23 protein-coding genes are annotated in these 21,561 nt (G+C 56.1%); 8 read left to right on the forward strand and 15 right to left on the reverse strand.

The window, feature by feature from the left end; all coding sequences use genetic code 11:
• Positions 1-24 precede the first annotated feature (24 nt).
• Together P1U45_RS07385 and P1U45_RS07390 are read left to right on the forward strand one after the other, a co-directional pair.
• Positions 25-978 carry an acetyl-CoA carboxylase carboxyltransferase subunit alpha gene (locus tag P1U45_RS07385; protein WP_293610206.1) on the forward strand — a complete coding sequence of 318 codons (954 nt, stop codon included), beginning with the start codon at positions 25-27 and terminating at the stop codon, positions 976-978.
• A 6-nt stretch (positions 979-984) separates the two neighbouring features.
• Complete coding sequence (locus P1U45_RS07390; RefSeq protein WP_301058468.1) at positions 985-1,464, forward strand: YchJ family protein; 480 nt, start codon at positions 985-987, stop codon at positions 1,462-1,464.
• Between the two features lie 6 nt (positions 1,465-1,470).
• Here the strand turns inward: P1U45_RS07390 and P1U45_RS07395 are convergent, their stop codons facing one another.
• Positions 1,471-2,139, reverse strand: a complete 669-nt coding sequence (locus P1U45_RS07395) for a glutathione S-transferase (protein WP_301058469.1) — start codon at positions 2,137-2,139, stop codon at positions 1,471-1,473.
• A 67-nt stretch (positions 2,140-2,206) separates the two neighbouring features.
• A complete protein-coding gene (locus tag P1U45_RS07400) occupies positions 2,207-2,926 on the reverse strand; it encodes a VOC family protein (RefSeq protein ID WP_301058470.1) in 720 nt (239 codons plus the stop codon).
• A 76-nt stretch (positions 2,927-3,002) separates the two neighbouring features.
• On the opposite strand from P1U45_RS07400, the gene P1U45_RS07405 reads away from it, so the two are divergent.
• The gene (locus P1U45_RS07405; protein WP_301058471.1) at positions 3,003-4,133 is read left to right on the forward strand and encodes a DUF3137 domain-containing protein; all 1,131 of its coding nucleotides are present in this window, start codon (positions 3,003-3,005) and stop codon (positions 4,131-4,133) included.
• A gap of 3 nt (positions 4,134-4,136) precedes the next feature.
• On the opposite strand, the gene P1U45_RS07410 is transcribed toward P1U45_RS07405, so the two are convergent.
• Entirely contained in the window at positions 4,137-4,907 is a 771-nt protein-coding gene (locus P1U45_RS07410) for a metallophosphoesterase family protein (RefSeq protein WP_301058473.1), read from the reverse strand.
• Positions 4,900-5,757, reverse strand: coding sequence for a LytTR family DNA-binding domain-containing protein (locus P1U45_RS07415; RefSeq protein ID WP_301058474.1), 858 nt, complete (start codon positions 5,755-5,757; stop codon positions 4,900-4,902). Before P1U45_RS07415 ends, P1U45_RS07410 begins: the two co-directional genes overlap by 8 nt.
• Before the next feature lie 179 nt (positions 5,758-5,936).
• On the opposite strand from P1U45_RS07415, the gene P1U45_RS07420 reads away from it, so the two are divergent.
• Positions 5,937-7,133: an acyltransferase family protein gene (locus P1U45_RS07420; protein ID WP_301058475.1), complete on the forward strand. Its 1,197-nt coding sequence runs from the start codon at positions 5,937-5,939 to the stop codon at positions 7,131-7,133.
• Positions 7,134-7,136: 3 nt separating this feature from the next.
• On the opposite strand, the gene P1U45_RS07425 is transcribed toward P1U45_RS07420, so the two are convergent.
• Together P1U45_RS07425 and P1U45_RS07430 are read right to left on the reverse strand one after the other, a co-directional pair.
• Positions 7,137-7,637 carry a hypothetical protein gene (locus P1U45_RS07425; protein ID WP_301058476.1) on the reverse strand — a complete coding sequence of 167 codons (501 nt, stop codon included), beginning with the start codon at positions 7,635-7,637 and terminating at the stop codon, positions 7,137-7,139.
• 75 nt (positions 7,638-7,712) lie between these two features.
• Positions 7,713-8,183 carry a hypothetical protein gene (locus tag P1U45_RS07430; RefSeq protein ID WP_301058477.1) on the reverse strand — a complete coding sequence of 157 codons (471 nt, stop codon included), beginning with the start codon at positions 8,181-8,183 and terminating at the stop codon, positions 7,713-7,715.
• A gap of 198 nt (positions 8,184-8,381) precedes the next feature.
• On the opposite strand from P1U45_RS07430, the gene P1U45_RS07435 reads away from it, so the two are divergent.
• Positions 8,382-8,876, forward strand: a complete 495-nt coding sequence (locus P1U45_RS07435) for a winged helix DNA-binding protein (protein WP_301058478.1) — start codon at positions 8,382-8,384, stop codon at positions 8,874-8,876.
• Positions 8,873-9,718 carry a CPBP family glutamic-type intramembrane protease gene (locus P1U45_RS07440; RefSeq protein WP_301058479.1) on the forward strand — a complete coding sequence of 282 codons (846 nt, stop codon included), beginning with the start codon at positions 8,873-8,875 and terminating at the stop codon, positions 9,716-9,718. The genes P1U45_RS07435 and P1U45_RS07440 overlap by 4 nt, the downstream gene beginning before the upstream one ends.
• A 1-nt stretch (position 9,719) precedes the next feature.
• Here the strand turns inward: P1U45_RS07440 and ispG are convergent, their stop codons facing one another.
• A complete protein-coding gene (gene ispG, locus P1U45_RS07445; RefSeq protein WP_301058480.1) occupies positions 9,720-10,835 on the reverse strand; it encodes a flavodoxin-dependent (E)-4-hydroxy-3-methylbut-2-enyl-diphosphate synthase in 1,116 nt (371 codons plus the stop codon).
• A 179-nt stretch (positions 10,836-11,014) separates the two neighbouring features.
• On the opposite strand from ispG, the gene P1U45_RS07450 reads away from it, so the two are divergent.
• Positions 11,015-12,163: an aminotransferase class I/II-fold pyridoxal phosphate-dependent enzyme gene (locus P1U45_RS07450; protein WP_301058481.1), complete on the forward strand. Its 1,149-nt coding sequence runs from the start codon at positions 11,015-11,017 to the stop codon at positions 12,161-12,163.
• Positions 12,164-12,221: 58 nt separating this feature from the next.
• Here P1U45_RS07450 and P1U45_RS07455 read toward each other — a convergent pair whose 3' ends face one another.
• The 3 genes from P1U45_RS07455 to P1U45_RS07465 form a co-directional block, all read right to left on the reverse strand.
• Positions 12,222-13,043, reverse strand: coding sequence for a helix-turn-helix domain-containing protein (locus P1U45_RS07455; RefSeq protein WP_293610218.1), 822 nt, complete (start codon positions 13,041-13,043; stop codon positions 12,222-12,224).
• 161 nt (positions 13,044-13,204) lie between these two features.
• Positions 13,205-15,430 carry a phosphoenolpyruvate--protein phosphotransferase gene (ptsP, locus tag P1U45_RS07460; RefSeq protein ID WP_301058482.1) on the reverse strand — a complete coding sequence of 742 codons (2,226 nt, stop codon included), beginning with the start codon at positions 15,428-15,430 and terminating at the stop codon, positions 13,205-13,207.
• 77 nt (positions 15,431-15,507) lie between these two features.
• On the reverse strand, positions 15,508-16,761 hold the full coding sequence (locus P1U45_RS07465) for an aspartate kinase (protein ID WP_301058483.1): 1,254 nt from the start codon (positions 16,759-16,761) through the stop codon (positions 15,508-15,510).
• Positions 16,762-16,854: 93 nt separating this feature from the next.
• On the opposite strand from P1U45_RS07465, the gene ubiG reads away from it, so the two are divergent.
• A complete protein-coding gene (ubiG, locus tag P1U45_RS07470; RefSeq protein WP_301058484.1) occupies positions 16,855-17,631 on the forward strand; it encodes a bifunctional 2-polyprenyl-6-hydroxyphenol methylase/3-demethylubiquinol 3-O-methyltransferase UbiG in 777 nt (258 codons plus the stop codon).
• A gap of 61 nt (positions 17,632-17,692) precedes the next feature.
• On the opposite strand, the gene P1U45_RS07475 is transcribed toward ubiG, so the two are convergent.
• The 5 genes from P1U45_RS07475 to P1U45_RS07495 form a co-directional block, all read right to left on the reverse strand.
• Positions 17,693-18,565, reverse strand: coding sequence for a hypothetical protein (locus P1U45_RS07475; protein WP_301058485.1), 873 nt, complete (start codon positions 18,563-18,565; stop codon positions 17,693-17,695).
• Positions 18,566-18,657: 92 nt separating this feature from the next.
• Positions 18,658-19,143: a bacterioferritin gene (gene bfr, locus P1U45_RS07480; RefSeq protein ID WP_022694301.1), complete on the reverse strand. Its 486-nt coding sequence runs from the start codon at positions 19,141-19,143 to the stop codon at positions 18,658-18,660.
• A gap of 101 nt (positions 19,144-19,244) precedes the next feature.
• Positions 19,245-19,451: a (2Fe-2S)-binding protein gene (locus P1U45_RS07485; RefSeq protein ID WP_293610224.1), complete on the reverse strand. Its 207-nt coding sequence runs from the start codon at positions 19,449-19,451 to the stop codon at positions 19,245-19,247.
• 66 nt (positions 19,452-19,517) lie between these two features.
• Positions 19,518-20,840, reverse strand: a complete 1,323-nt coding sequence (locus P1U45_RS07490) for an acetyl-CoA hydrolase/transferase C-terminal domain-containing protein (RefSeq protein WP_301058487.1) — start codon at positions 20,838-20,840, stop codon at positions 19,518-19,520.
• Positions 20,841-20,914: 74 nt separating this feature from the next.
• Entirely contained in the window at positions 20,915-21,529 is a 615-nt protein-coding gene (locus P1U45_RS07495) for an NAD(P)H-dependent oxidoreductase (RefSeq protein ID WP_301058488.1), read from the reverse strand.
• Between the last annotated feature and the right edge of the window lie 32 nt (positions 21,530-21,561).

Below are 21,561 nucleotides of genomic sequence, written 5' to 3' on the forward strand. Positions count from 1 at the left end.
GGAATTTAGATCAAGGGCGTTGAGTTGAATACGTATCTGGATTTTGAAAAGCCGCTGGCTGACCTCGACCGCAAGATTGCGGAACTGGAAAACCTTTCCGGTAACGGTGAAGGTCCGTCGCTTCAGGATGAGATTTCCCGTCTGCGCGAGAAGTCATCCAAACAGCTTCACGAGCTCTACAAAAATCTGGATCCGTGGCGGAAAACACAAGTTGCCCGCCATCCGGAACGCCCGCACTTCAAAAATTATATCGCTGAAGCATTTGAAGACTTTGTCCCGCTCGCCGGTGACCGCGTCTTCGGTGAAGACGAAGCGATTGTTGGTGGTCTGGCAAAATTCCGTGGCCGTAGCGTCGTCGTTATGGGCCATGAAAAAGGCCGCTCCACAGAAGGCCGTATCAAGCATAATTTCGGCATGGCGCACCCGGAAGGCTATCGTAAAGCGGTTCGCCTGATGGATATGGCCGAGCAGTTTGACCTGCCGGTTGTGACACTCGTCGACACGGCTGGTGCTTATCCAGGTAAAGCCGGTGAAGAGCGGGGTCAGGCTGAAGCCATTGCCCGCTCAACAGAGCGTTGCCTCACACTGCCAACACCGATGGTGTCTGTAATTGTGGGTGAGGGCGGTTCTGGCGGCGCGATTGGTATCGCGGCAGCGAATAAGGTCCTTATCCTCGAACACTCTATCTACTCGGTGATCTCGCCGGAGGGCTGTGCGTCTATTCTCTGGCGCGATGCAGCACGTGCGCGCGATGCGGCTGAAGCGATGAAGATTACGGCTCAACCGCTCCTGTCGAACAAGATTGTCGACGAAGTGATCTCAGAGCCACTCGGCGGGGCGCATCGAGATCCGGCGAACACGATCCGTTCTGTGTGTGATGCGATTGATCGCAACCTCACTTCGCTTGAAGGCCTCAGCCCGAAAGAGCTGCGCCAGCAACGCAAAGAGCGTTTCTACGCCATTGGCCGGATGAACTAATCCATCATGACTTGCCCATGTGGCACGGGCCGCGACTATTCCGACTGTTGCGGCCGCTTCCATGCGGAGCTGGCCGTTCCGGAGACCGCTGAAGAGTTGATGCTGTCTCGCTATTGCGCCTATGCCAATCAAAAAATCGATTACTTGGTCGCCACGCACGACCCTGAAAGGTTGGATGATTTTGATCGTCTACAGGCAGGCAAATGGGCGCGTGATGCCGAATTTACCCGTCTCGATATTCTCTCTACCGCGCGCGGCAAAGCGGGCGATGAGACCGGTATGGTCGAGTTTATTGCCTGGTTTCTGTTAGAGGGTGACCTGACCTGCTATTATGAAAAGTCCAGCTTCCGTCGCCTGGACGGGAAGTGGGTCTACACAGATGGCACGAGCAAGCCAGCCGCCAGCATGTTTGCCTCGCTCGGGCGGAATGATGCCTGCCCTTGCGCCAGCGGTAAGAAATTCAAAAAATGCCACGGAGCGGGTTAGGGAAACCTAACGCACAATCTCCTGCGCGCCGCCTTTCTGAACTGCGGCCTTATAGGCAGGGCGTGAGTGAATACGCTCCAGCCAGGCAATCGTGTTCGGCATGGCAATGCCCGTATTGGCGCGCGCCATACCGGCTTCGAGCGGAAAGCTCATCATAATGTCAGCGCCGGAAAGCGTGTCGCCTGCGAAATACTCCGACTTTCCAAGCTCGGCCTCAACATAGGACATGATGCCTTTCAATGATGGCGAAAGGTAAAGGTCGCGTACCTTGCCGGTGACCGCCTTCACGATCTGTTTGATTGGAAATGGCGGCGTGGTTTCCATACGCGTGAAGAAGAGCTGCATAATCAGCAGCGGCATCAGGCTGCCTTCGGCTGCATGCATCCAGTATTGGTAAGGTACACGTTCAGGTGTGCCCTGATCCGGGCGCAGGCCACTTTCAGGATGTTTGTCGAGGAGGTATTCCACGATGGCACCCGTCTCTGCCAGTGTGACGCCATCGACTGTGACGAGAGGAGCTTTGCCGAGCGGATGAAGCGCGCGATAGTCTTCCGGCGCCAGATTGGTCTCCGGATTACGGTCATAGACCTTCAGCTCGTAATCGAGCCCCAGTTCTTCCATGAGCCAGATAATGCGCATGGACCGCGAATTCTTCAGGTGGTGCACCGTAATCATATGAGCGTGTTCTCCCTTCCAGAGGCTTTAACCTAGAGCGTTCCATCAAAAGGAAAGCGATGTCATTTCAGCTCACGCGAAATGTTACGCCTGCGAGGTCAAAGCCTGTTTCAGTGACTGAAACGCCGTGGGCGCGTGCACGTTCCAGCGCCGCGTTTTTATCTTCTACACGGACGTGAAATTCAGGGATACCCGGTGTCTCCGACTGTCTGAAATTTACATGGCCATCCCGCGTTTCTATGCGTCGGATTTCCAGATAGGCCGTTCCAAGAATAGTGGCCCATTTCAGCCCCATATCATCGGGCTTGGGTGACTGGGCCAGCATGCCCGTGATCGCTCCCGGCACAGAGTTCCCCTCCCAGTCCGGCCCGCCCCAGCGCCAGCTTTCCGGCGGGCGAGGTTCATCGACGGACACAATCGCGCCGCCGACATCGGCAGGGTGGAAATGGCTCGCTGCGATCTCGTCACTGTCATAATTCCAGACGCGTCGGAGCTTCATGTCGTCGCCGCGGGCGCGAACGCCTTCAATATCGGGGGTCTGGAAGATGGCCATATAGCCGCCTTCGCCAAAACGGTCGATGAAGCGGCGGGCAGGGGCATCCGGCGTCACGGGCACGATGACTTCCAGAAACTGGTCGCCCAGCGCAAACACGGCATTCTTCAGGCCGAACTCACCCACGCCCGGATCGGGGTATGGCTTGCCAAGCCCCAGTATGTCCTGCAATTTTTCAGCAGTGTCGAGCGAGTTGGCAGCGATGACGAGTTGTCTTATGCGCGGCGGTGTCATTTTCTCTCCCTTTTTTTGAAGGCAGGGTAGAATGAAAACGGGGATCACGTCGAGGCACTGACGAAAGGGGACGTAAATGACGGCAAGCTGGGACGAGCTGGCAGACCGGCTGAAGGATAAAAGCCTGAAGGTCTTCAGTGATCGCGCTGTCGCCGGACCGCTTTATGAGGTCACGCGCCAGAATGATGGCGACGCGGCTAAAGCGGCCCTGAAGACGTTGCAGGGTGATTTCACCAAGGGCTTCATCGTCTTTTTCATTACGTTTGCTGTCCTGATGACCGTAATGCCGGACACGTTCTTTGGCATTGCCGCCCTGTTCATCCTATTTCCGGTGATGTTCTTTGGCACGTTTGCTCTGGTCGCCTGGTTGCGCCGCGATACGCTGGTGACGTTCCTCACCGCGGCTAAGGGCAATTTCCTCGCACGCGCCTCGGCGCTCTCTGCCATGGCTGAACGCCTTGATCTGTCCTATGTGGCGTCTCCGGGCGGCGCGCCGCAGACTTTGAAAATTCTCTCAAAACTGAATTTTGTATCCGGTCGCTTGCGCGATCTGATCGACACGCTGGATGAAAATGGCGGCTTGGACGAGGCGGTCGAGGCTGCGGTCGCCAGCGGCATGCTCGTGCCGGATGTCGTTGTGCTGGGCGGCAGCAAAGAACAAAAAGCTCGTTATTATCGCCAGAGCGCACTCGGCCATGCCTTCGAGGACGGTTTTGAAGGCGAGCGGAACAGCATTCGTTTTTCGGCCTTTGAGTGGATTGAAAGCGTGGATGATGCGCCGGACAAGTATCACCTGCTTCTGGTACTGAATGCGCCATATCGCTTGCATGGCGTTACCCAGCTGCGATCACGCGGCACGCCATGGTCAAAGCCGGTGACAGAGCGCGAGCTGAACGATGTGCAGCTCGTGCCAGCCACGTTTAATGATCATTTCCGCCTGCGCAGCACCGATCAGGTCGAAGCGCGGACCATCTTTAATCCGGCTGTGGTGGAGCGTATTCTGGCGCTTGCCCATGGTGAACCGTTTCGCGCGGTTGCCTCTGGCGAGCATCTGGTGATCAATTTTGAAGGCCAGAACCGGTTTAATCTGCTCGATCTGCAAACCGGCGCGTGGAGCGATGAAAGCATTCGCGAGACATGGTCTGATATTGCAGACCTTCTGACCGTTACTGATGAAATGGCCCACGCCTTCATGGTGCGTGACTAAAGCTTATGCACCCGGCTTTCGATAGGCTGGGCAGTCCACGCTTACATATTCACGCCTGTCATCTGGATGAATGATGAGCGCTGTCAGCTGCCCGCCATAGACGGCAGCCGTATCAATGCCCGTGGCGTGCGGAAACTCGCGCGGACCGTCAAAGAACGGTTCATGGCCGAAAATGACATCGCCAAACCGGCCATCATAGCGTTCTGCCCAGAAAGGATCGTCCGGGGTCTGATGACCACTCGCAATAAACGCACCGGAGTAATGGTCGACAAAGCGTGTGCGATAGATTTTCTCCACGCTGCGCTGGTCATGGCGCTCCAGCCGTTCCACCTCATCCCAGTCATGCGGGAAGGACCACATATCGCCCGGAATGCCGCCATGCACGGCGAGCAGATTACGATCATGGTTCCGCCAGAAATGACGTGCTTTCAACAGAGTATCCCAGTCTTCATCTGTCGCGTCCGACATGAAAGCGACAAGTTCTGGAGAGCTCTCGCCCATTTTGCGCGCGACTTTCGGACTGTCCTGCAGGCGAAGGCGATAGCGTAAATGCTTATCCTCATGATTGCCGCGCAGAAGGGTCGTTTCGGTATCGGAACGATGGATGAGCTGGCTGACAATGCGCACCGTGCCGACAGGGTCTGGCCCTTTGTCGACAAGATCGCCGACGAAAATAAGCTCATCCTCCGTGGACGGAGTAAGCCGGTCGAGCAGATTGTTGAGCTGGTCTGACATCCCGTGGACATCGCCGATGAAAATCAGTCGATCAGGCATGTTGCACCTCGCCCGGCAGCCGGTCGCGATAGCCGCGAGAGCCGGTTAGGGTGACGCCATTATCGAGCTGGATCGTTACATTACCGTCGCGTGTTGGGATGATCTCCTGAATATGGTCGCCGTGCACAATATAGGATCTGTGGACACGGATATGGTTGGTCCCGGTTTCTGCGAGCAGACGTTCCAGCGAGGATAATGTCATCCGCGCGAGATGCGTGCCGTGCTGCGTCGTGATCTCAACATAGTTTGATGCGGCGGCTGCGTAAATCACATCCTCTGCATTGAGGAAAAGCGTACGCCCACCGCTTTTCAGCGTCAGGCGACCTTCCTTGCGGGCATCGGAGCGGGCAGCCTGAGCTTCCAGTCTGCGCTGTTCCATTGTCCGGCTCACGGCGAAGAAGGTGACGACCAGCACATAGGAATAGGCATCCTTGCGATACTCGTAGAGCCAGATGGACGGGTCTGCGAGGCCGAATTCATACTCATAGCCGACGAACGGCGGATAGCTCATTTTGCGGAGCGCCACCATGATCAGCGTATGGATGATGGAGAAGACAATGCTCGCCAGAATGTGCGCGGGCAGGGAAGTTTTCCATGACTGAAGCGAGACGGGAAACCGGCTCATCATAAAAGGTACGATCAGAAAGCCGATCAGGCTTGCGATGTGAGAGGCACCCTCGCGCAGCCATGGTTCCAGTCCCGGCTGAAGGCCTGCGCGCGTAGCATCATCAGCCAGAGACACGGACAGCACAAACCAGGAAGCGGCTGTAAACAACAGCACGAATATCCATGCGCGCTGGTCGGCATGGGCATCTGCGATTGCTTCAGGGTGGGTGTGTTTCTCGGCCATGGTATTTTCTGACACACATTCGCGCTTTGAATAAATGGGCAAGTTCGTCACTCGTCCCTCAGTGCCGTATTTCGTCCTCATCAGGCGTGATTTGTCCCGTCCTGCCGGTCTTTGCGTCGTGGTGCGCGACGACGGGCGGCAGCCATGTCTTTCTCCCCGCCAAACGGGAGACATTCCAGATGACTGACATGACAACACGGCGATACGACCTCGACTGGTTGCGCGTAATCGCCTTCCTGATCCTCATTTTTTACCACACCGGCATGTTCTATGTGACATGGGGCTGGCATGTGAAAAGCGTGCATGCAGGGCCGGATGCCGAATGGCTGATGCTGCTCACCAATCCGTGGCGGCTATCGCTTCTCTTCTTCATTTCCGGCGTGGCGCTGCGCTTTCTGGCCGATAAGGGCGGGATTGGCGCGCGCATGCGTGAGCGCAGCTGGCGGCTGGGCATTCCCATCCTGTTTGGCATGGCGGTGATCGTCGCTCCGCAAAGCTGGTTACAGCTCGTTGAAAGCGGTGAGTTTGAGGGAAGCTTCTGGGCGTTCTGGCCAGAATATATCGACCCGATGAGCGAGTTCTCAATCACCACACCGACATGGAACCATCTTTGGTATGTGGTCTATCTGCTCGTCTACACGCTGATCTTATTGCCACCGTCTGGCCTGATTCGTCGGTTCATGCAGGGTGTAGGCGATAAGGTGACGCGATTTCTGTTCGCGGGGCGGTTTGGCATTCTGAGTGCACTGGCCATCCCCGTGCTGCCGCATATTCTCTATCGCGTACTCCTGGACCCGCATTTTCCGACAACCCACAATCTCACTGAAGATTGGGCCAATCACGCGCACAGCTTCACCATGCTGTTCATGGGTTTCGTGCTCGCCAAGGATAAGCATTTCTGGGGCGCCGTCCGTCGCAGCCTGCCATGGGCGGCGGGCACCGTTCTGACGCTGGGTGTGACCTTGTCCATCGTCTGGGCGAACTGGGAAGCGTGGGCGGAAAGCGGCAATTATGACTGGATCATCTGGCCAGCCCGCATTGCGCGCCTTGCCTATGCGTGGATCATGATCCTGACCCTGATTGGTCTGGCAGAGCGGTATCTGCGCCATGAAAGCCCGGCGCTTCGCTATATGACCGAGGCGGTCTTCCCCTGGTATATTCTGCACCAGACACTTACCGTGATGGCCGGTTTCTGGCTGACGCGTCAGGGGCTGCCGGTTGAGGTGGAGTTTCCGCTCGTCGTGCTGGCAACCTTCGGGGGCTGCGCTTTGCTGCACGAGCTTGTCATCCGCCGTATCGGCTGGCTGAGGCCTTTATTCGGGTTGAAGCCAAAAGCGCAAAGCCGCGCCTTCGCCATCGCGCAGCCCGCAGAATAGAGGCTACTGTTTCGGGTTATACCCGCCATTGTAATGGCCGTTATGATGCTCGTTATGGCGCACAGGGCGCGTGTTCGGTGGCGGGTCATCATAAGCAGGGTTTCGCACCCACTGGCCGTTAGAGCCGCGGGTGTAGGCCTCGCCATAGCCGTTCACGCGCAGATGCGATGAGGAATAGGTGCCGTCCTGCGAATTGCCATACATGTCGGCATAGCCGTCGCCATTTGTGTCGCAGGAATAACGCGTGCCCGTATAATTGCACTGGTTATAGCCGACCCATGTATTGCCGATCGTGTTGTTGATCCGCGGCGCGTACGGGTTCGCGTTGTTATAGGCGTTCGTGTACGGATTATTGTACCCGTTATTGTAATAGCCCTGATTGGTCTGCTGCATCTCGTAAGCGGTCTGTTCCAGCGCCGCGTTGAGCATCTGCATATCCGCTGTCGTGCAGCCTGCGAGTGTGAGCGCGCCTGCGCCAGCCAGTGCCAGAAATGTTCGTTTCATATCAGCCCCCGAATGCTGCCTGAAATTGTTCATCTTAATCTAGATGAACGAACATGAACGGAAGACAACAGGGGGTTAGGGCGAGGCGAATCCTGACCGCATAGTCGTCCTGACGAGATAGCTTAAAGAGTATGAGCGGGGCTCTTCAAAGCCGCTCACGACATTTTGCCGGCGGGATGCGCTGGAAAAGCCGCAACTGGCGTCGACATAGCTCCAATCCTGAACATCACCATTTCGAGTGCGAAGTTCAATATCCACCCGTTCGATGGTCGTGCATCCGCCGCCACTGATCTCTTCAAGAGTTCTGAAATACCGGTCCAGGCCACGTATCATCTCACCGGTGAGTGGCATCGACATTCGACCGTCGACTGTCACAATGCCATTTTCAATAATCAGCCTGTTCGATTGCCAGTGGAAGCAACCGTTTGACTCGTAATCAATCTCGATGACGTCACCAGGGCGTAAGTCGAGCATTCGCGGACCTGCGTTTGCTGAATGCGCGACGGCGACAGCCAGTATAAGCGATACCCAGCTCCAAAGTTTCATTTTGCCCTCCATAAAATATAATAACATAACATTTATGATGTTGGGTAATGTCAAGCTTGGGTAGGTTTTCTTTGATAAATCAATGTGGGGCCGTCGCTGTCCTGAAGTGAGGAACTCTTTGACAGATTTCCCTTGTGTCCTTATATGCAAAAAATTGCGCAAATCATTGCGGATTATGTTTCTGAGCGGATGTCACCAATGGTCGCAAAAAATTTCAGGGATGAGCATCCCCTTCAGGGCGCGTTTCTTTCGAACAAACTGATACGGCTGGTCGATCTGATCGGCGCGCAGGGGACGGAGCTTCTACGTGACGCTGGCATTGAGTTGCCATCAAATACCGTCGCCTTGACCCTTTACGTAGGAGACAAAGGCCGGGCCTCTCTTGCCGAGATCGCCAAGGCTCTCGACGAAGTGCACCAATTGTCTGCGACGCGGGTTGATAGTTTGATCCAGCTCGGCCTGATGGAGCGCCGCGACGACCCGACAGACAGGCGGCGTAAAGCTCTAAGCCTCACGAGAATAGGGAAGGCTCAATACAGCCTCCTGCTGAAACGGCTTTCCGAAATTGAGGCAGCTATGACGGGTCTGTATGCCGAGATCGGATACGACCTGCCTGCAATTCTGGAATCGGCCATGGATGCGCTGAGCCGTCAGCCATTGCTTGAGCGCATTCAGAAGACTGACGCGAAATGACTTCTAATTCTGCGGAGAAGCGCGCGGCGTGGCGCTCTATCTTGATCTTTCTCGTTATCCTCACGTTGATCAGCGCGGTCTGGCACTTTGCCATTGTGGGGCTGGCACCTGTTAGCATCTATGTTGGTGCGCTTATGTGGGCACCAGCCCTTGCGGGTTTTTTTACGCTGAAACTCAGGGGGAGAAGGCTGTCTGAACTGCCGTGGAGTGTCGGCAACTGGCGCGACAATGCGACGTCCTATCTGGTGCCCACGGTGTATGTTGCCGTCAGCTACGCCATTGCTTGGGGGCTCGGTTTCGGCGGGGCGTTCAACGCGGAAACGATTGCAGAATGGGCAGCTGAACTGGGGCTTTCGAGCGCCCCTGTCTGGGGGGCTGTATTGATGGTGCTCCTGTTTGCGACTGTTCAGTTTTCAAAATCTCTTGGCACAATTGCGGGCGAAGAAATCGGCTGGCGCGGCTTCTTTATCTGGGAACTTCGAAAGGTGTTGCCGTTTGAGGGCGTTGCGCTGGTCAGTGGGCTGATCTGGTCGGCCTGGCACTATCCGATTGTTATCAAGTATGGCTTTGGCGACCCGCTGTTTCAGGTGTTCTGCTTCACGCTGATGATCACTTCAATGTCGGTCATCATGGCGTATTTTACCTTCCGTTCGAACTCGCTATGGCCTGGGGTCATGTTTCACGGTGCTCATAATATCTATATTCAGAAGATATTCTCGCCGCTCACGACTCGAAACGAGCACACTCAATTCTGGATCGATGAGTATGGCCTGATGGTGCCACTCATCGTGACTCTAATGGCGGTGTATTTCTGGCGACGTGCAAAAGCGGAAGGGCTGTAACCTACTCCGCAGCTTCTGTCTCCGCGCGCATGATCTCGGCGCGTTTCTCGACCAGATCGACAATATGATCGACCATATCCGCGTTGGAGACATTATGGTCCGGCCTGCCGGAGACGAACATTTTGCCCGCTTCCTTGCCGCCGCCGGTAAAGCCGAGATCGGTAAGGGCCGCTTCGCCCGGCCCGTTCACAACACAGCCAATAATAGAGAGCGAGATCGGCTCTGAAATATGGGCAAGGCGCTGTTCGAGAATCTCAACCGTCTTGATAACGTCAAAGCCCTGCCGCGCGCAGCTCGGGCAGGCGACAATGTTTACGCCGCGTGTGCGCAGGCCGAGGCTTTTCAGCATCTCAAAGCCGACTTTCACTTCCTCAACCGGATCTGCGGACAGAGATACGCGAATGGTGTCGCCAATGCCTGCCCAGAGAAGGGAGCCCATGCCGATGGAGGATTTGACAGTGCCCGTACGCAGCCCGCCTGCCTCGGTAATGCCAAGGTGTAGCGGCGCATCGGTCGCCTCTGCCAGCTGCTGATAGGCGGCAACGGTGAGGAACATGTCAGATGCTTTGACCGAGATCTTATACTGGTCGAAGCCGTGGTCTTCCAGAATACGGGCATGATCGAGCGCGCTTTCCACCATAGCGTCAGGGCAGGGCTCGCCATATTTTTCCAGCAAGTGCTTTTCAAGGCTGCCGCCATTCACGCCGATACGAATAGAGCATCCATTGGCTTTGGCTGCGGCGATGACTTCCTTCACCCGCGCTTCAGAACCGATATTGCCCGGATTAATGCGCAGGCAGGCCGCGCCTGCATCCGCAGCTTCAACGCCGCGCTTATAGTGGAAGTGAATGTCCGCGACGATCGGGACGGGGCTTTCCTTGCAGATGCGCGGCATGGCCGCTGTCGACTCTTCGGTCGGGCAGGAAACGCGCACAATGTCTGCGCCTGCTTCGGCGGCGGCGCGGATCTGCGCCAGCGTTGCATCAGCGTCTTCTGTCGGCGTGTTGGTCATGGTCTGAACAGCGATTGGCGCGTCGCCGCCAACCGGCACATTGCCCACCATGATCTGGCGGGATTTACGTCGCTCGATATGTCGCCATGGACGAAGGGCCTGCATGGGTGTCACCTTTGTTCGCTCGCCTCTAAATGGCGATGTAATGCGGCAAGGTAAAGGGCGAATGATGACATGACGCAGGATGTTTCAGGTCACTTGGCCATTCTCTCCCTCTAAGTTGTTGCTGTGCGGCGAGGCACGGACTAGTGACGAACTGACGTCAGACTCCAGTGAGGAAGATTATGCGGGTATCTCAACGCGGCGATGTCGCGCCGTTTCAGGTCATGGAAGTTATGGAAGCGGCCAGCCGGGCGGAAGCTGCAGGCAAGCACATTATTCATATGGAAGTTGGCCAGCCTGGAACGCCTGCACCGAAACTCGCGCGCGAAGCTGTCGCCAAAGCGATGGAGACAGGTCCGCTTGGTTATACCAATGCGCTGGGCCTGCCTGCGCTGCGCAAGAAGATCGCTGCGCTCTATGATGACTGGTATGGCGTCAGCCTCAATCCGGATCGGGTCATTGTTACGACGGGCTCGTCGACCGGCTTTACGCTGGCTTTTACCTCACTGTTTGATACCGGCGCGCGTGTCGGCATCGGTGCGCCGGGCTATCCATCCTATAAGGCGATTATTCAGGCGCTGGGGCTGGAGACGGTTATGTTCCAGTGCGCGCCGGAAAACCGCTATCAGCCTGTGCCGAATGATCTGCCCGATGATCTGGATGGTCTGCTGGTAGCCTCGCCAACCAATCCGGCGGGCACAATGCTGGATAAGCCTGCGCTCTCTGCGCTGATGGAGGCCTGCGCGGCGCGCGGCGCATTCTTCATTTCAGACGAGATCTATCACGGTATCGAGTATGAGCGAAAAGCCGTCACGGCGCTCGAAGTCAGCGACGATGCCTACATCATCAACTCGTTCTCGAAATACTTTTCTATGACGGGCTGGCGCATTGGCTGGATGGTCGTGCCGGAAGATCATATCCGTCAGGTGGAACGCCTCGCGCAGAACTTCTTTATCTGCGCGCCGCATGTCAGCCAGGTTGCTGCGCTGGCGGCGATTGACGCCAAAGACGAGCTGGAAGCCAATGTCGAGGTATACAGGAAGAACCGTGAGCTGATGAAAGAAGGCCTGCCCAAATGCGGGTTTACGAAAACGGCTCCGCCGGATGGCGCGTTCTATTTCTATGTCGACGTCTCTGATTATACTGACGACAGCGCTGAATTTGCGACCCAAATTCTGAATGAGGCAGGTGTCGCGGTTACGCCGGGGGTCGATTTCGATCCGGTGCGCGGCGCGCAAATGATCCGGCTATCTTATTGTCGTTCAACCGCAGACGTCGAAGAGGGACTAGCCCGGCTTCAGAAGTTCGCCGAACGCTGGATGAAGCCCTGAACAGAAAAACCCGGATCGTTCGATCCGGGTTTTTGAATTCTTGCGTGTGGTGGAAGGCCTAGTAGGCGTTTTCCTCGATCTCGTCGCGCAGCGCACTTGCCGCATTGTCGATATCCATCGTGTAAAGCGGCTGATCTGCGATGCCGACAGGGCTAACGACTTCGCCGTCTACCACCCATGAGAATGCACCCGCATCCTGCGTCGTCAGGGTCCAGCCTGCACCAACGCGCAGATTATAGACTTCACCGCGAGACAGCTGACGATCAACGAAGAGAGTACCATCAGCGCCGCGGATCTCGATCCATGCACGGCGGTCTGCGCGAATTTCCAGATTGAAGGCATTCATCGCTGCGCTCAGCGCCGGAGAGGCGGTCACAGGCAGACGGGAGCCGTCATTATACGGGCTGGTGATTGCGATGGTTGGCGCTGGCGCCACCATTTCGGTTTCAGCCGGCGTAGTGATGAACTTATAGCCCGCGAAGGCGAGACCACCGGCGACGACAACACCGAGAACGGCGAGGCCTGCCTTCAAAATGAACGCATTGCGGTGGCTGTTATCTTTGCGAACGACAACCTGTTCCGGCGCTGCCTGGGCAAGCGCGCCGCATTGAGAGTTGAACTGCTCGACGCATTCGTTCTGGCACATGCCGATGGCACGGGCATAGTCACGAATGTAAGGATTGACGAAGCCCTTTGGCAGGCGGTTCACCTGCATGGCTTCAATCGCTGTGATGTAGTCGCGCCGCAGGCGGAGTTTGCGGGACACATCGTCAACTTCGAGTCCGAGTGAGAGGCGCGCTGCACGCATGCGCTCGCCAATTCGTGCATTGGGGTCAACCGGCCCGTCTACGAGTTGTAGATGAGGTGCTTTAGCTGTCACGGAGTTCGTTTTCTCCGACTTTCCCAACGCGTCTGCCTCGTTGTCCGAGGTTTTATTTTCTACTGCCCTTGCCATGGAACTGCCCGCCTTCCAGAGCTTATTTTTACTATACGCTCGTTTTTTAGATTAAAACGTTAAAAATCGAGTGTTCAAGTAGGATTTCACACCTGAACATACTCCTGCAATAGATTTAACAAATCCTTTTCCATATCTGAGGTTTGTTTTTCTAATATCGCCTCAAATTTTAACCCTATCTGCGAAAGGTTTACGCGGCGGATCGCTCTTTTAACCGGTCCGACCCCTGAAACAGGCATGGATAGGCGTCTGAAGCCAAGTAAACTGAACACTAACGCCATTAACGGATTTCCGGCTGCTTCGCCGCAAATGGATACCGGAACGTTACATGCGTTCGCGCGCGCGCAGATATCCTTCAGGAAGAGCAGGAAGGTCTTGTTGAGGATCGGATAGCGGTCAGACAGCATCCGGTTATCGCGATCAACCGCGAAGAAATACTGGTGCAGATCGTTCGTTCCGATGGACAGAAAATCGATCTCGCCTTTCAGCTCATGGAAGCTCAGCGCGAAAGCGGGCGTCTCGATCATCGCGCCGACTTGCAGGTCAGACGGATAGCTCTCACCACGGCGTTTGGCGCGTTCAAACTCTTGCTCCAGCATCTCTTTTGCTGCGCGGTATTCGTCCAGCGTAGTCACAAGCGGGAACATGACCGAAAGCGTTTTGCCGTCAGCAGCGCGGCAGAGCGCGCGAAGCTGCCTGCGGAACAGGCCCTTCTTATCAAGCGCGAGACGCAGGGAACGCCAGCCGAGCGCCGGGTTTTCTTCGCCAGTAGACCGCGCGCCATGCATCAGCTTGTCGCCGCCAAGGTCCAGCGTACGGAAGAGGACAGGGCGATCACCGGCTGTTTCGAAGACGCGGCCATAGAATTCCTGCTGTTCCATGCGCGTTGGCAGGGTTTCAGAGACGAGGAACTGGAATTCGGTCCGGAACAAGCCAATGCCTTCAGCGCCGGATGCATCCAGATTATCGACGTCGATGGACAGTCCCGCATTCATCATCAGCTCGATGTGGACGCCGTCCTGCGTAACGGCTTTCAGGTCGCGAATAGCCGCAAACTCGGCGAGACGCTGGCTACGCATAAGGAGCCGGTCGCGATACACCGCAACGAGGTCTGATTCCGGGCGGATATGAACATGGCCGGTATCGCCATCGACAATCGCGTCATCGCCATTCTCGACGACTGCCATAATGCGATCGACGCCGCCAACGAGGGGAAGACCGAGCGCCCGGGCTACGATAACGGCGTGCGAGGTCGTGCTTTCGTCTTCCAGAACAATCGCGCGCAGACCCGCATTTCGATATTCCAGAAGATCTGCCGGCCCGAGGCGTCGGGCGACAAGGATTTTGCCGTCAAGGTCAGGGCTGGCCACGCTGCCTTCATGGCCTGCAAGCAGGCGCAGCAGGCGGTTGTCGAGGTCTTCAAGATCGTGAAGCCGGTCGCGCAGATAGCTGTCTGTCGCGTTTTCCAGGCGCGCGCGGTGCTCGCGGCGGGCCCGGTCGACGGCAGCTTCTGCGGAGAGACCTGAAGATACAGCATCCAGAAGGCGTGCGGCCCAGGATGGGTCATAGGCCAGCATGCGGTAGGTTTCGAGAATGTCCCGGCTTTCCCCGCCCAGCGGCGAGACGTGCTGGACCATCATGGAATCGACAAAGCTGCGCAGCTGTTCGAGCGCGGTTTTGAGGCGCTCTTCTTCGTGCCCAATGTCTTTGGCAAAGAATTGCGCCGGGGCAACGACAGGGTCGTGCAAGTGAACCGCGCCCATTGCGAGGCCATCACTCAGCGAGCGACCGATCAGCTCCTGAGGGCGGTTCGGACGAACGGCGACGTCTGCAAGCTCTTCAGAGCCGCTTTTGGATTCGGTTGTAACGACTTCTGCCAGAACCATCGCGATGGTTTGCAGCGTTTCGACGTCTTCCTCGTCATATACGCGGCGCACGACGTTCTGAACGGCAAGCACGCCGATGACGCGGCCAAAGCGCAGAATTGGGACACCAAGGAAAGATGTGAACGGGTCCTCGCCTGTTTCAGGGCGATAGGAGAAGCGCGGGTGGTGCGGCGCGTCCTGAATGTTTTGCGGGCGGGCCTGCTGCGAAACAAGACCGATCAGGCCTTCATTGCGTGCCAGACGCGTGCGCTTGATCGCTTCCTGTTTGAGGCCTTCAGTGGCGACGAGTTCAAAGTCGCCGTTTTCCAGCCTGAGATAAATCGAGCAAACATCGGCGACAAAAGAGCGGGCAATGAGATCAACAACGCCCGCCAGACGGCCATCGAGACTACGACCTTCTGCCATAAGAGACCTGAGCCGCGTCATAAGAATGCGCGGGGCAACAGCGCCTATCGGGCGAGAAGGCCGGTCAGGTGGGGCCATCAGCTCTTAAAGTTTTGTCCTCAGCTCTCGGCATCGAGCCCGTATGCTGTGTGCAGGGCACGAACAGCGAGCTCGGTGTATGATGAGTCGATCAGAACCGAGATTTTGATTTCAGAAGTCGAAATGACCTGAATGTTGATTCCTTTGGCAGACAGAGCGTCAAACATCGTCTTCGCTACCCCGGTGTGACTACGCATACCGACACCAATGACAGAAACTTTGGCAACATCACGGTCAACAACGATAGATTCGAAGCCAATCTTCGATTTTGCGTCCTGCAGCACAGAAATTGCCAGCTCGGAGTCACGTTCTGTGCAGGTGAAGACCATGTTTGCCTGTTCCGGGCCACGCGCGTCAGCCTGGACGATCATGTCCACATTGACGTTGGCTTCAGCTAGACGTGAGAAGATATCGGCAGCAATACCTGGGTGGTTGGACACGCCGAGCAGGCTGATCTTTGCTTCATCGCGGCTATAGGCGATGCCGCTGACAACCTGTTTTTCCATTATCTCATCCTCATCACAAACGAGTGTACCTGAATTATCTGCGCCGACTTCGGCAAAGCTGGAGAGCACACGGATAGGAACCCGGTGGTTCATAGCCATTTCAACGGAGCGGGTCTGAAGAACCTTCGCGCCGAGAGACGCCATTTCCAGCATTTCTTCGTACGAAATTTTCTCAATGCGCTGTGCTTTTGGCACGATGCGCGGGTCAGTCGTGTAAACGCCGTCCACGTCAGTATAGATGTCACAGCGCTCGGCATGGAGTGCAGCCGCAACCGCAACAGCCGAAGTATCCGAGCCACCACGGCCAAGCGTCGTGATACGATCTTCCTGGGTGCGACCCTGAAAACCAGCAACGACAGCAATCTCGCCGGACCCGACCGCCTGAGAAAACGCTTCGCCGTCAATGTCGCGGATACGCGCTTTGCCGTGAATGTCGTTCGTCAGCATTGGCATTTGCCAGCCAAGCCATGAGCGGGCTTTCAGGCCGCGCTTGCGCAGGGCCAGAGCCAGAAGGCCGGACGTAACCTGCTCGCCAGAAGATACGATGACATCGTATTCGTCATCGAAATTCTCGCCAACAACGCCAGCGCCTGCAGCGCCCGTTGCCAGAGACACGAGATGGTTTGTCTGGCCAGCCATGGCAGACACAATAACCGCAACGCCGCCCGGGCTTGTTTCGGCCTGTTTTGCAACCAGATCAGCGACATGGTTGATACGTTCGAGATCAGCGACGGACGTGCCGCCAAACTTCATGACAATGGGTGACATCGGCGTAATTCGATACTGCTACTTTTATCTTGGACTGAACTTCCCGCACCTTGTAGGAGGTGAACGGGTTTGGCGCAAATGCGGAGATTAAAAATGTCGAAGAATTCTTTGAATGAAGCTCCTGAAGGGCTGTCTTCTCCCAGCATTGATCCGGAAGAAGTCTCTAAATTCTCCCGCATAGCGAGTGAATGGTGGGATCCAAAGGGAAATTTTCGCCCGCTTCATAAATTTAATCCGGTTCGCCTCACTTTTTTGCGAGAGACAATTGTTTCTCATTTCGGGTTGGATCAGCGAGCTATTCGTCCGCTTGAAGGCTTGCGCCTGCTGGATATTGGCTGCGGCGGTGGTCTGATCAGCGAGCCGATGGCGCGCCTTGGCGCGCAGGTGACGGCGGTGGATGCGTCTGAGAACAATATAAAGACGGCCAGCGTGCATGCGAAATCGCAAGGTTTGGAGATTGATTTTCGCGCTGGCACGGCGGAAGCGCTGCTCGCATCGGACGAGCCGCCGTTTGACGTGGTGCTCAATATGGAAGTCATTGAGCATGTCGCCGATCCTGAGACCTATCTGAGAGATTGCTGTGGTCTTGTTCGTCCGGGCGGGATGACGGTGGTCGCGACGCTGAACAAAACAGCGAAAGCGCTCGCGCTAGCTGTGGTGGGTGCTGAATACATTCTCGGCTGGCTGCCACGCGGCACGCACGACTATCAGAAATTTTTGAAGCCCGAGCAGATCACAGACTGGCTTGAGGCGGCAGGACTTGAGTGCGAACCGGCGCAAGGTGTCAGCTATAATCCGCTTGGCGATAGCTGGTCACTCTCGGGCGATACCGACATCAATTATATGGTCGTCGCGCGTAAACCGGCCTGATCTAAACAAAAAAAAACGCCGGCGCTGAGGCCGGCGTTTCTGTGTTCAGCTGTTTTGCCGCTTATGGATAGATCGCTTCCAGTGTCTGCAGGTCGTTTGCATTACACTGATAGCCAGCGTCCTGAAGCGAGCGGCGAGCGCCGCCCATAAAGCGACCATGTTCTTCGGCAATGGCGCTCACATCCCAACCGTTCTGCGCTGCAATCTGGATAAACTGCGCGAAGCCTTGCTGCCAGTTCAGGCCGCAATAAGACCGGGCGCCGGATACGATGCCCATAATAGCGACATCATCATTACGCAGCTGGTCGGACAGAAGCGACCAGATGAGCGCTGAGTCAGAATAGTCCAGAAGCGTGCGGCGATCACGCTGGGTAGAGGCAGGCGCTGCCGTTGGCGCAGGCGTTTCGTCAGACCGGATCTGGTCTTCCATAACAACGAATGTCACGACTTCCTCGTCGTTGGCTGCAGCTTCTGCCAGACGGGTTTCCAGCTCGTCAGCTTCTGCGAGAAGTGTGTCAGCGCGGGACGTTGTCTCTTCGATTTCGGCGATGACGGCGCGCTTTTCTACCTGAATAGCGGCGACGCTTGTATCGATCTGTTCGATCGCGGTCTCAGCCTGTTCCAGTTCAGCTTCGTTGTCCGTACCGGCCGCTGCATCGACAAGCTCTTTACGGGCATCAGCCATTCCGGCGAGCGCATCGTTGAGTTCGGCAAGGTCGGCGTTGAGGGCTTCGGCTTCAAGCTGGAGTTCCGCTGCCTGAGCGCGAAGCAGGGCCAGCGTGTCTGCTGCGGGCGTTTCAGCAGTCTCGGGGGCGGGTGTGCTTGGTTCTTGCTCGATGACAGGAGGCGTCGCAGGCGTTTCGGTCATGCCCGCTGGAACGGTTTGACATGCTGCTAGTGATAACAGCGCAGAGACAAAAATCAGACGTTTCACACCGAACTCCTCATAAACTTCAGCCCGCTGCCCTGATGTGGGTGTCGCAAATCAGGGCAATCGGGCATTGGGGAGCAAGTTTCGGGCCAGACTTATTCGCCGTCTGTCACAGCCGTTGAATTCAGCTGGATATAGTTCTGAATTCCTGTGCGCTTGATCAGGTCGAACTGGGTCTCGATGAAGTCGACATGCTCTTCTTCATTATCGAGGATTTTGCAGAACAGCTCGCGGGAGACGTAGTCGCGAACGCTTTCGCAATGTTCGATCGCATCACGCAGAAGCGGAATGGCGTTGTGCTCGAGTTTCAGATCGCATTCGAGGATTTCCTCGACCGTTTCACCGATCATGAGCTTTCCGAGATCCTGAAGATTTGGCAGGCCGCCAAGGAAGAGAATGCGCTCGATCAGCCAGTCGGCGTGATTCATCTCCTCGATAGATTCTTCGTACTCTTTCTTGCCGAGCTTGGTCACGCCCCAGTCATTCAGCATGCGTGAATGGAGGAAATACTGATTGATTGCCGTCAGCTCGTTTTTGAGAGCCTTGTTGAGAAATTCGATGACCTTCGGGTCGCCCTTCATGATGAGTCTCCTATTCTGGGACTCAGGAATACCACAACAAAACCCGCCTCGGGAAGGCTTGTCAGGCCAATTTTTTTAAGAAAATCAATGGGTTGAGAGTGCTAGGCAATTGCATTCGCAACTAGACCATTTTCCATCGCGGTTTCAGCGGTCTTCTCGCGAAGGCGCGCACACATTTCAGGTTTGCAGCGACCACACTGGAACTTATTGCCATGATGGGCCTGAATCTCTTTTGGAGATTTAGCGCCGTTATCGATGGCATCGTCGACCTTACGGCCGTTCAGATTATGACAAACGCAAATGATCATGAGTCGCAACTAGCCCCAGTTGCGAATGAATGTCAATCAAAAGAGTCAGCCAGATTGTCGCATTTTTCAGATGATCTGCGCTTTACGGGCTGAAGCTTCCAGATCGGCTCTGTGATCGGGGTGGGCGAGCGCAATCATAGCGCGGGCGCGTTCTTCACCGGAGAGGCCAATAAGCTGCGCTACACCAAACTCTGTGACGACTGTATCGACATCATTCCGGGGTGTGGTGACGGGGCCTGTAAGCTCCGGAACGATGCGGGACACCGCGCCATGTTTTGCGGTCGACGTGCAGGCGATGATCGATTTTCCACCTTTCGAGGCGCGTGCGCCGCGGACGAAATCGAGCTGGCCGCCAGAGCCTGAATACTGCCGACCGGCAAGGTTTTCCGAGTTGCATGCACCAAACAGGTCCACCTGAAGTGTCGCATTGATAGAGATCACGCCATCATTCTTTGCGATGTGGCGTGGGTCGTTGACGATGTTCACCGGGTGGGAGTTGATCGACGGATTATCGTCCAGCAGATCATACATGCGCTTGTTTCCGAGCGCGAAGGTAAAGACCGTGCGGCCCGGAAATGTGTTCTTCCGACGGTTGGTGACCGCGCCGCAATCAATCAGATCGACCATGCCAGTCGATAAAAGCTCTGTATGAATGCCAAGATCGGTTCGGCCTTTCAGATGGCCGCAAACCTCATTTGGCAGGGCGCCAATACCCATTTGCAGGCAGGCGCCATCTGGCACGAGATCGGCAATCAGCTCACCAATCTGGCGTTCTTCAGCTGAGGCCTCACGAGCAGGGGCTTCAAATAGCGGCTCATGGTTTTCTATGATTGCATCAATTTCGGAGACATGGATCATGGAGTCCCCGAACACGCGCGGCATATGCTCGTTCACCTCAACTACGGTGTGGCGGGCTGAGCGCGCGGCCGTGCTCGCATAGTCATTATTGGTGCCGAAGGAGAAATAGCCGTGCTTGTCCATTGGGGAGACGGTGGTGATGAAGGTGTCGAGCTGCACGTGCTGGCTTAAAAGGCGCGGCGCATCGGAAAAGGCGACAGGCACAAAGTTCAGAACTTTTCGTCCTTCGGTCTCGCCGCGTTCTGCGAGCGCGCGCTCTGTCGGCCCCATGAACATGCAGTGCGGGTGGACATGGTCCATCATGTCATAGCGCAGCAGGGTTTGCGCTGCGACGGGCATTGAGTGGAAATACCAGAGGCGGATATCAGTGAGGTTTCCAGCCACGATCTTCTCATTGAGGGCGGCCAGCAGGGCAGGCGGCTCCCCGAGTGCCATGCCCATGGAGATGTTTGAGCCTGAGCGGGCAAATCGCACGGCGTCTGCAGGTGCGCAGAGTTTCGCTTTGTATTCGGCCTGGTAACCAGCTGACATGAGAAGGGCCTCCACTATTTGCAGAGACCCTAGCATGTTTCGTCGTTAAATAAGCGGCGGCGCGTGGGCGCAGGTCAGGCTGGTTCCAGCTCGCCGAGAACAGCTCTCAGATCAGCTTCGGCATCGGCCGTCAGAAGCGATGGCTGGAAGCGCAGAATGCTTGCTTCCTGAATGCCGACAAGGCCGAGCCACCAGCGCATATACTCGCCGTGAAAATCTTTGCCATATTTTTCGTCAGCACCCGGCGCGAAGACGCCCGATGTCAGAACCAGCGTCGCTTTCTTGCCGTCCAGCAGGCCAAAATAGCCCTTGATCGGATCAAAGCCGAAGAGCAGGCCCGGCTGGGTGATGATGTCCAGAAACTGTTTCAGCTTGTACGGCACGCCGCCATTCCACATAGGCACCGAGAAGACGAACAGGTCGTAGGATTTGAACTTCTCGGTCAGCGCAACAACCTGATCCCACGCCGACTGACGCGTTTCATCCATTTCGCCGACGCCGAAAAAGGTCATTTTGGCAGCGGCTTTGTCGCCGTCGAATTCGGGCATATCAAGTGACCAGAGGTTCAGCGTGTCGACCTCGAGCGTCGGCACGGCGCGCTTGCGGTTTTCAATATAAGCTTCGGCGATCTGAACGGATTTTGAAGCGTCTTCGCGAGGCGAGCTGATGATGTGCAATAGTTTTGGCATGTCTTTTCTCCGCATAACCATTATATCTGGTT

This window comes from Ponticaulis sp. (assembly GCF_029210165.1).
Taxonomy (GTDB): domain Bacteria; phylum Pseudomonadota; class Alphaproteobacteria; order Caulobacterales; family Hyphomonadaceae; genus Ponticaulis.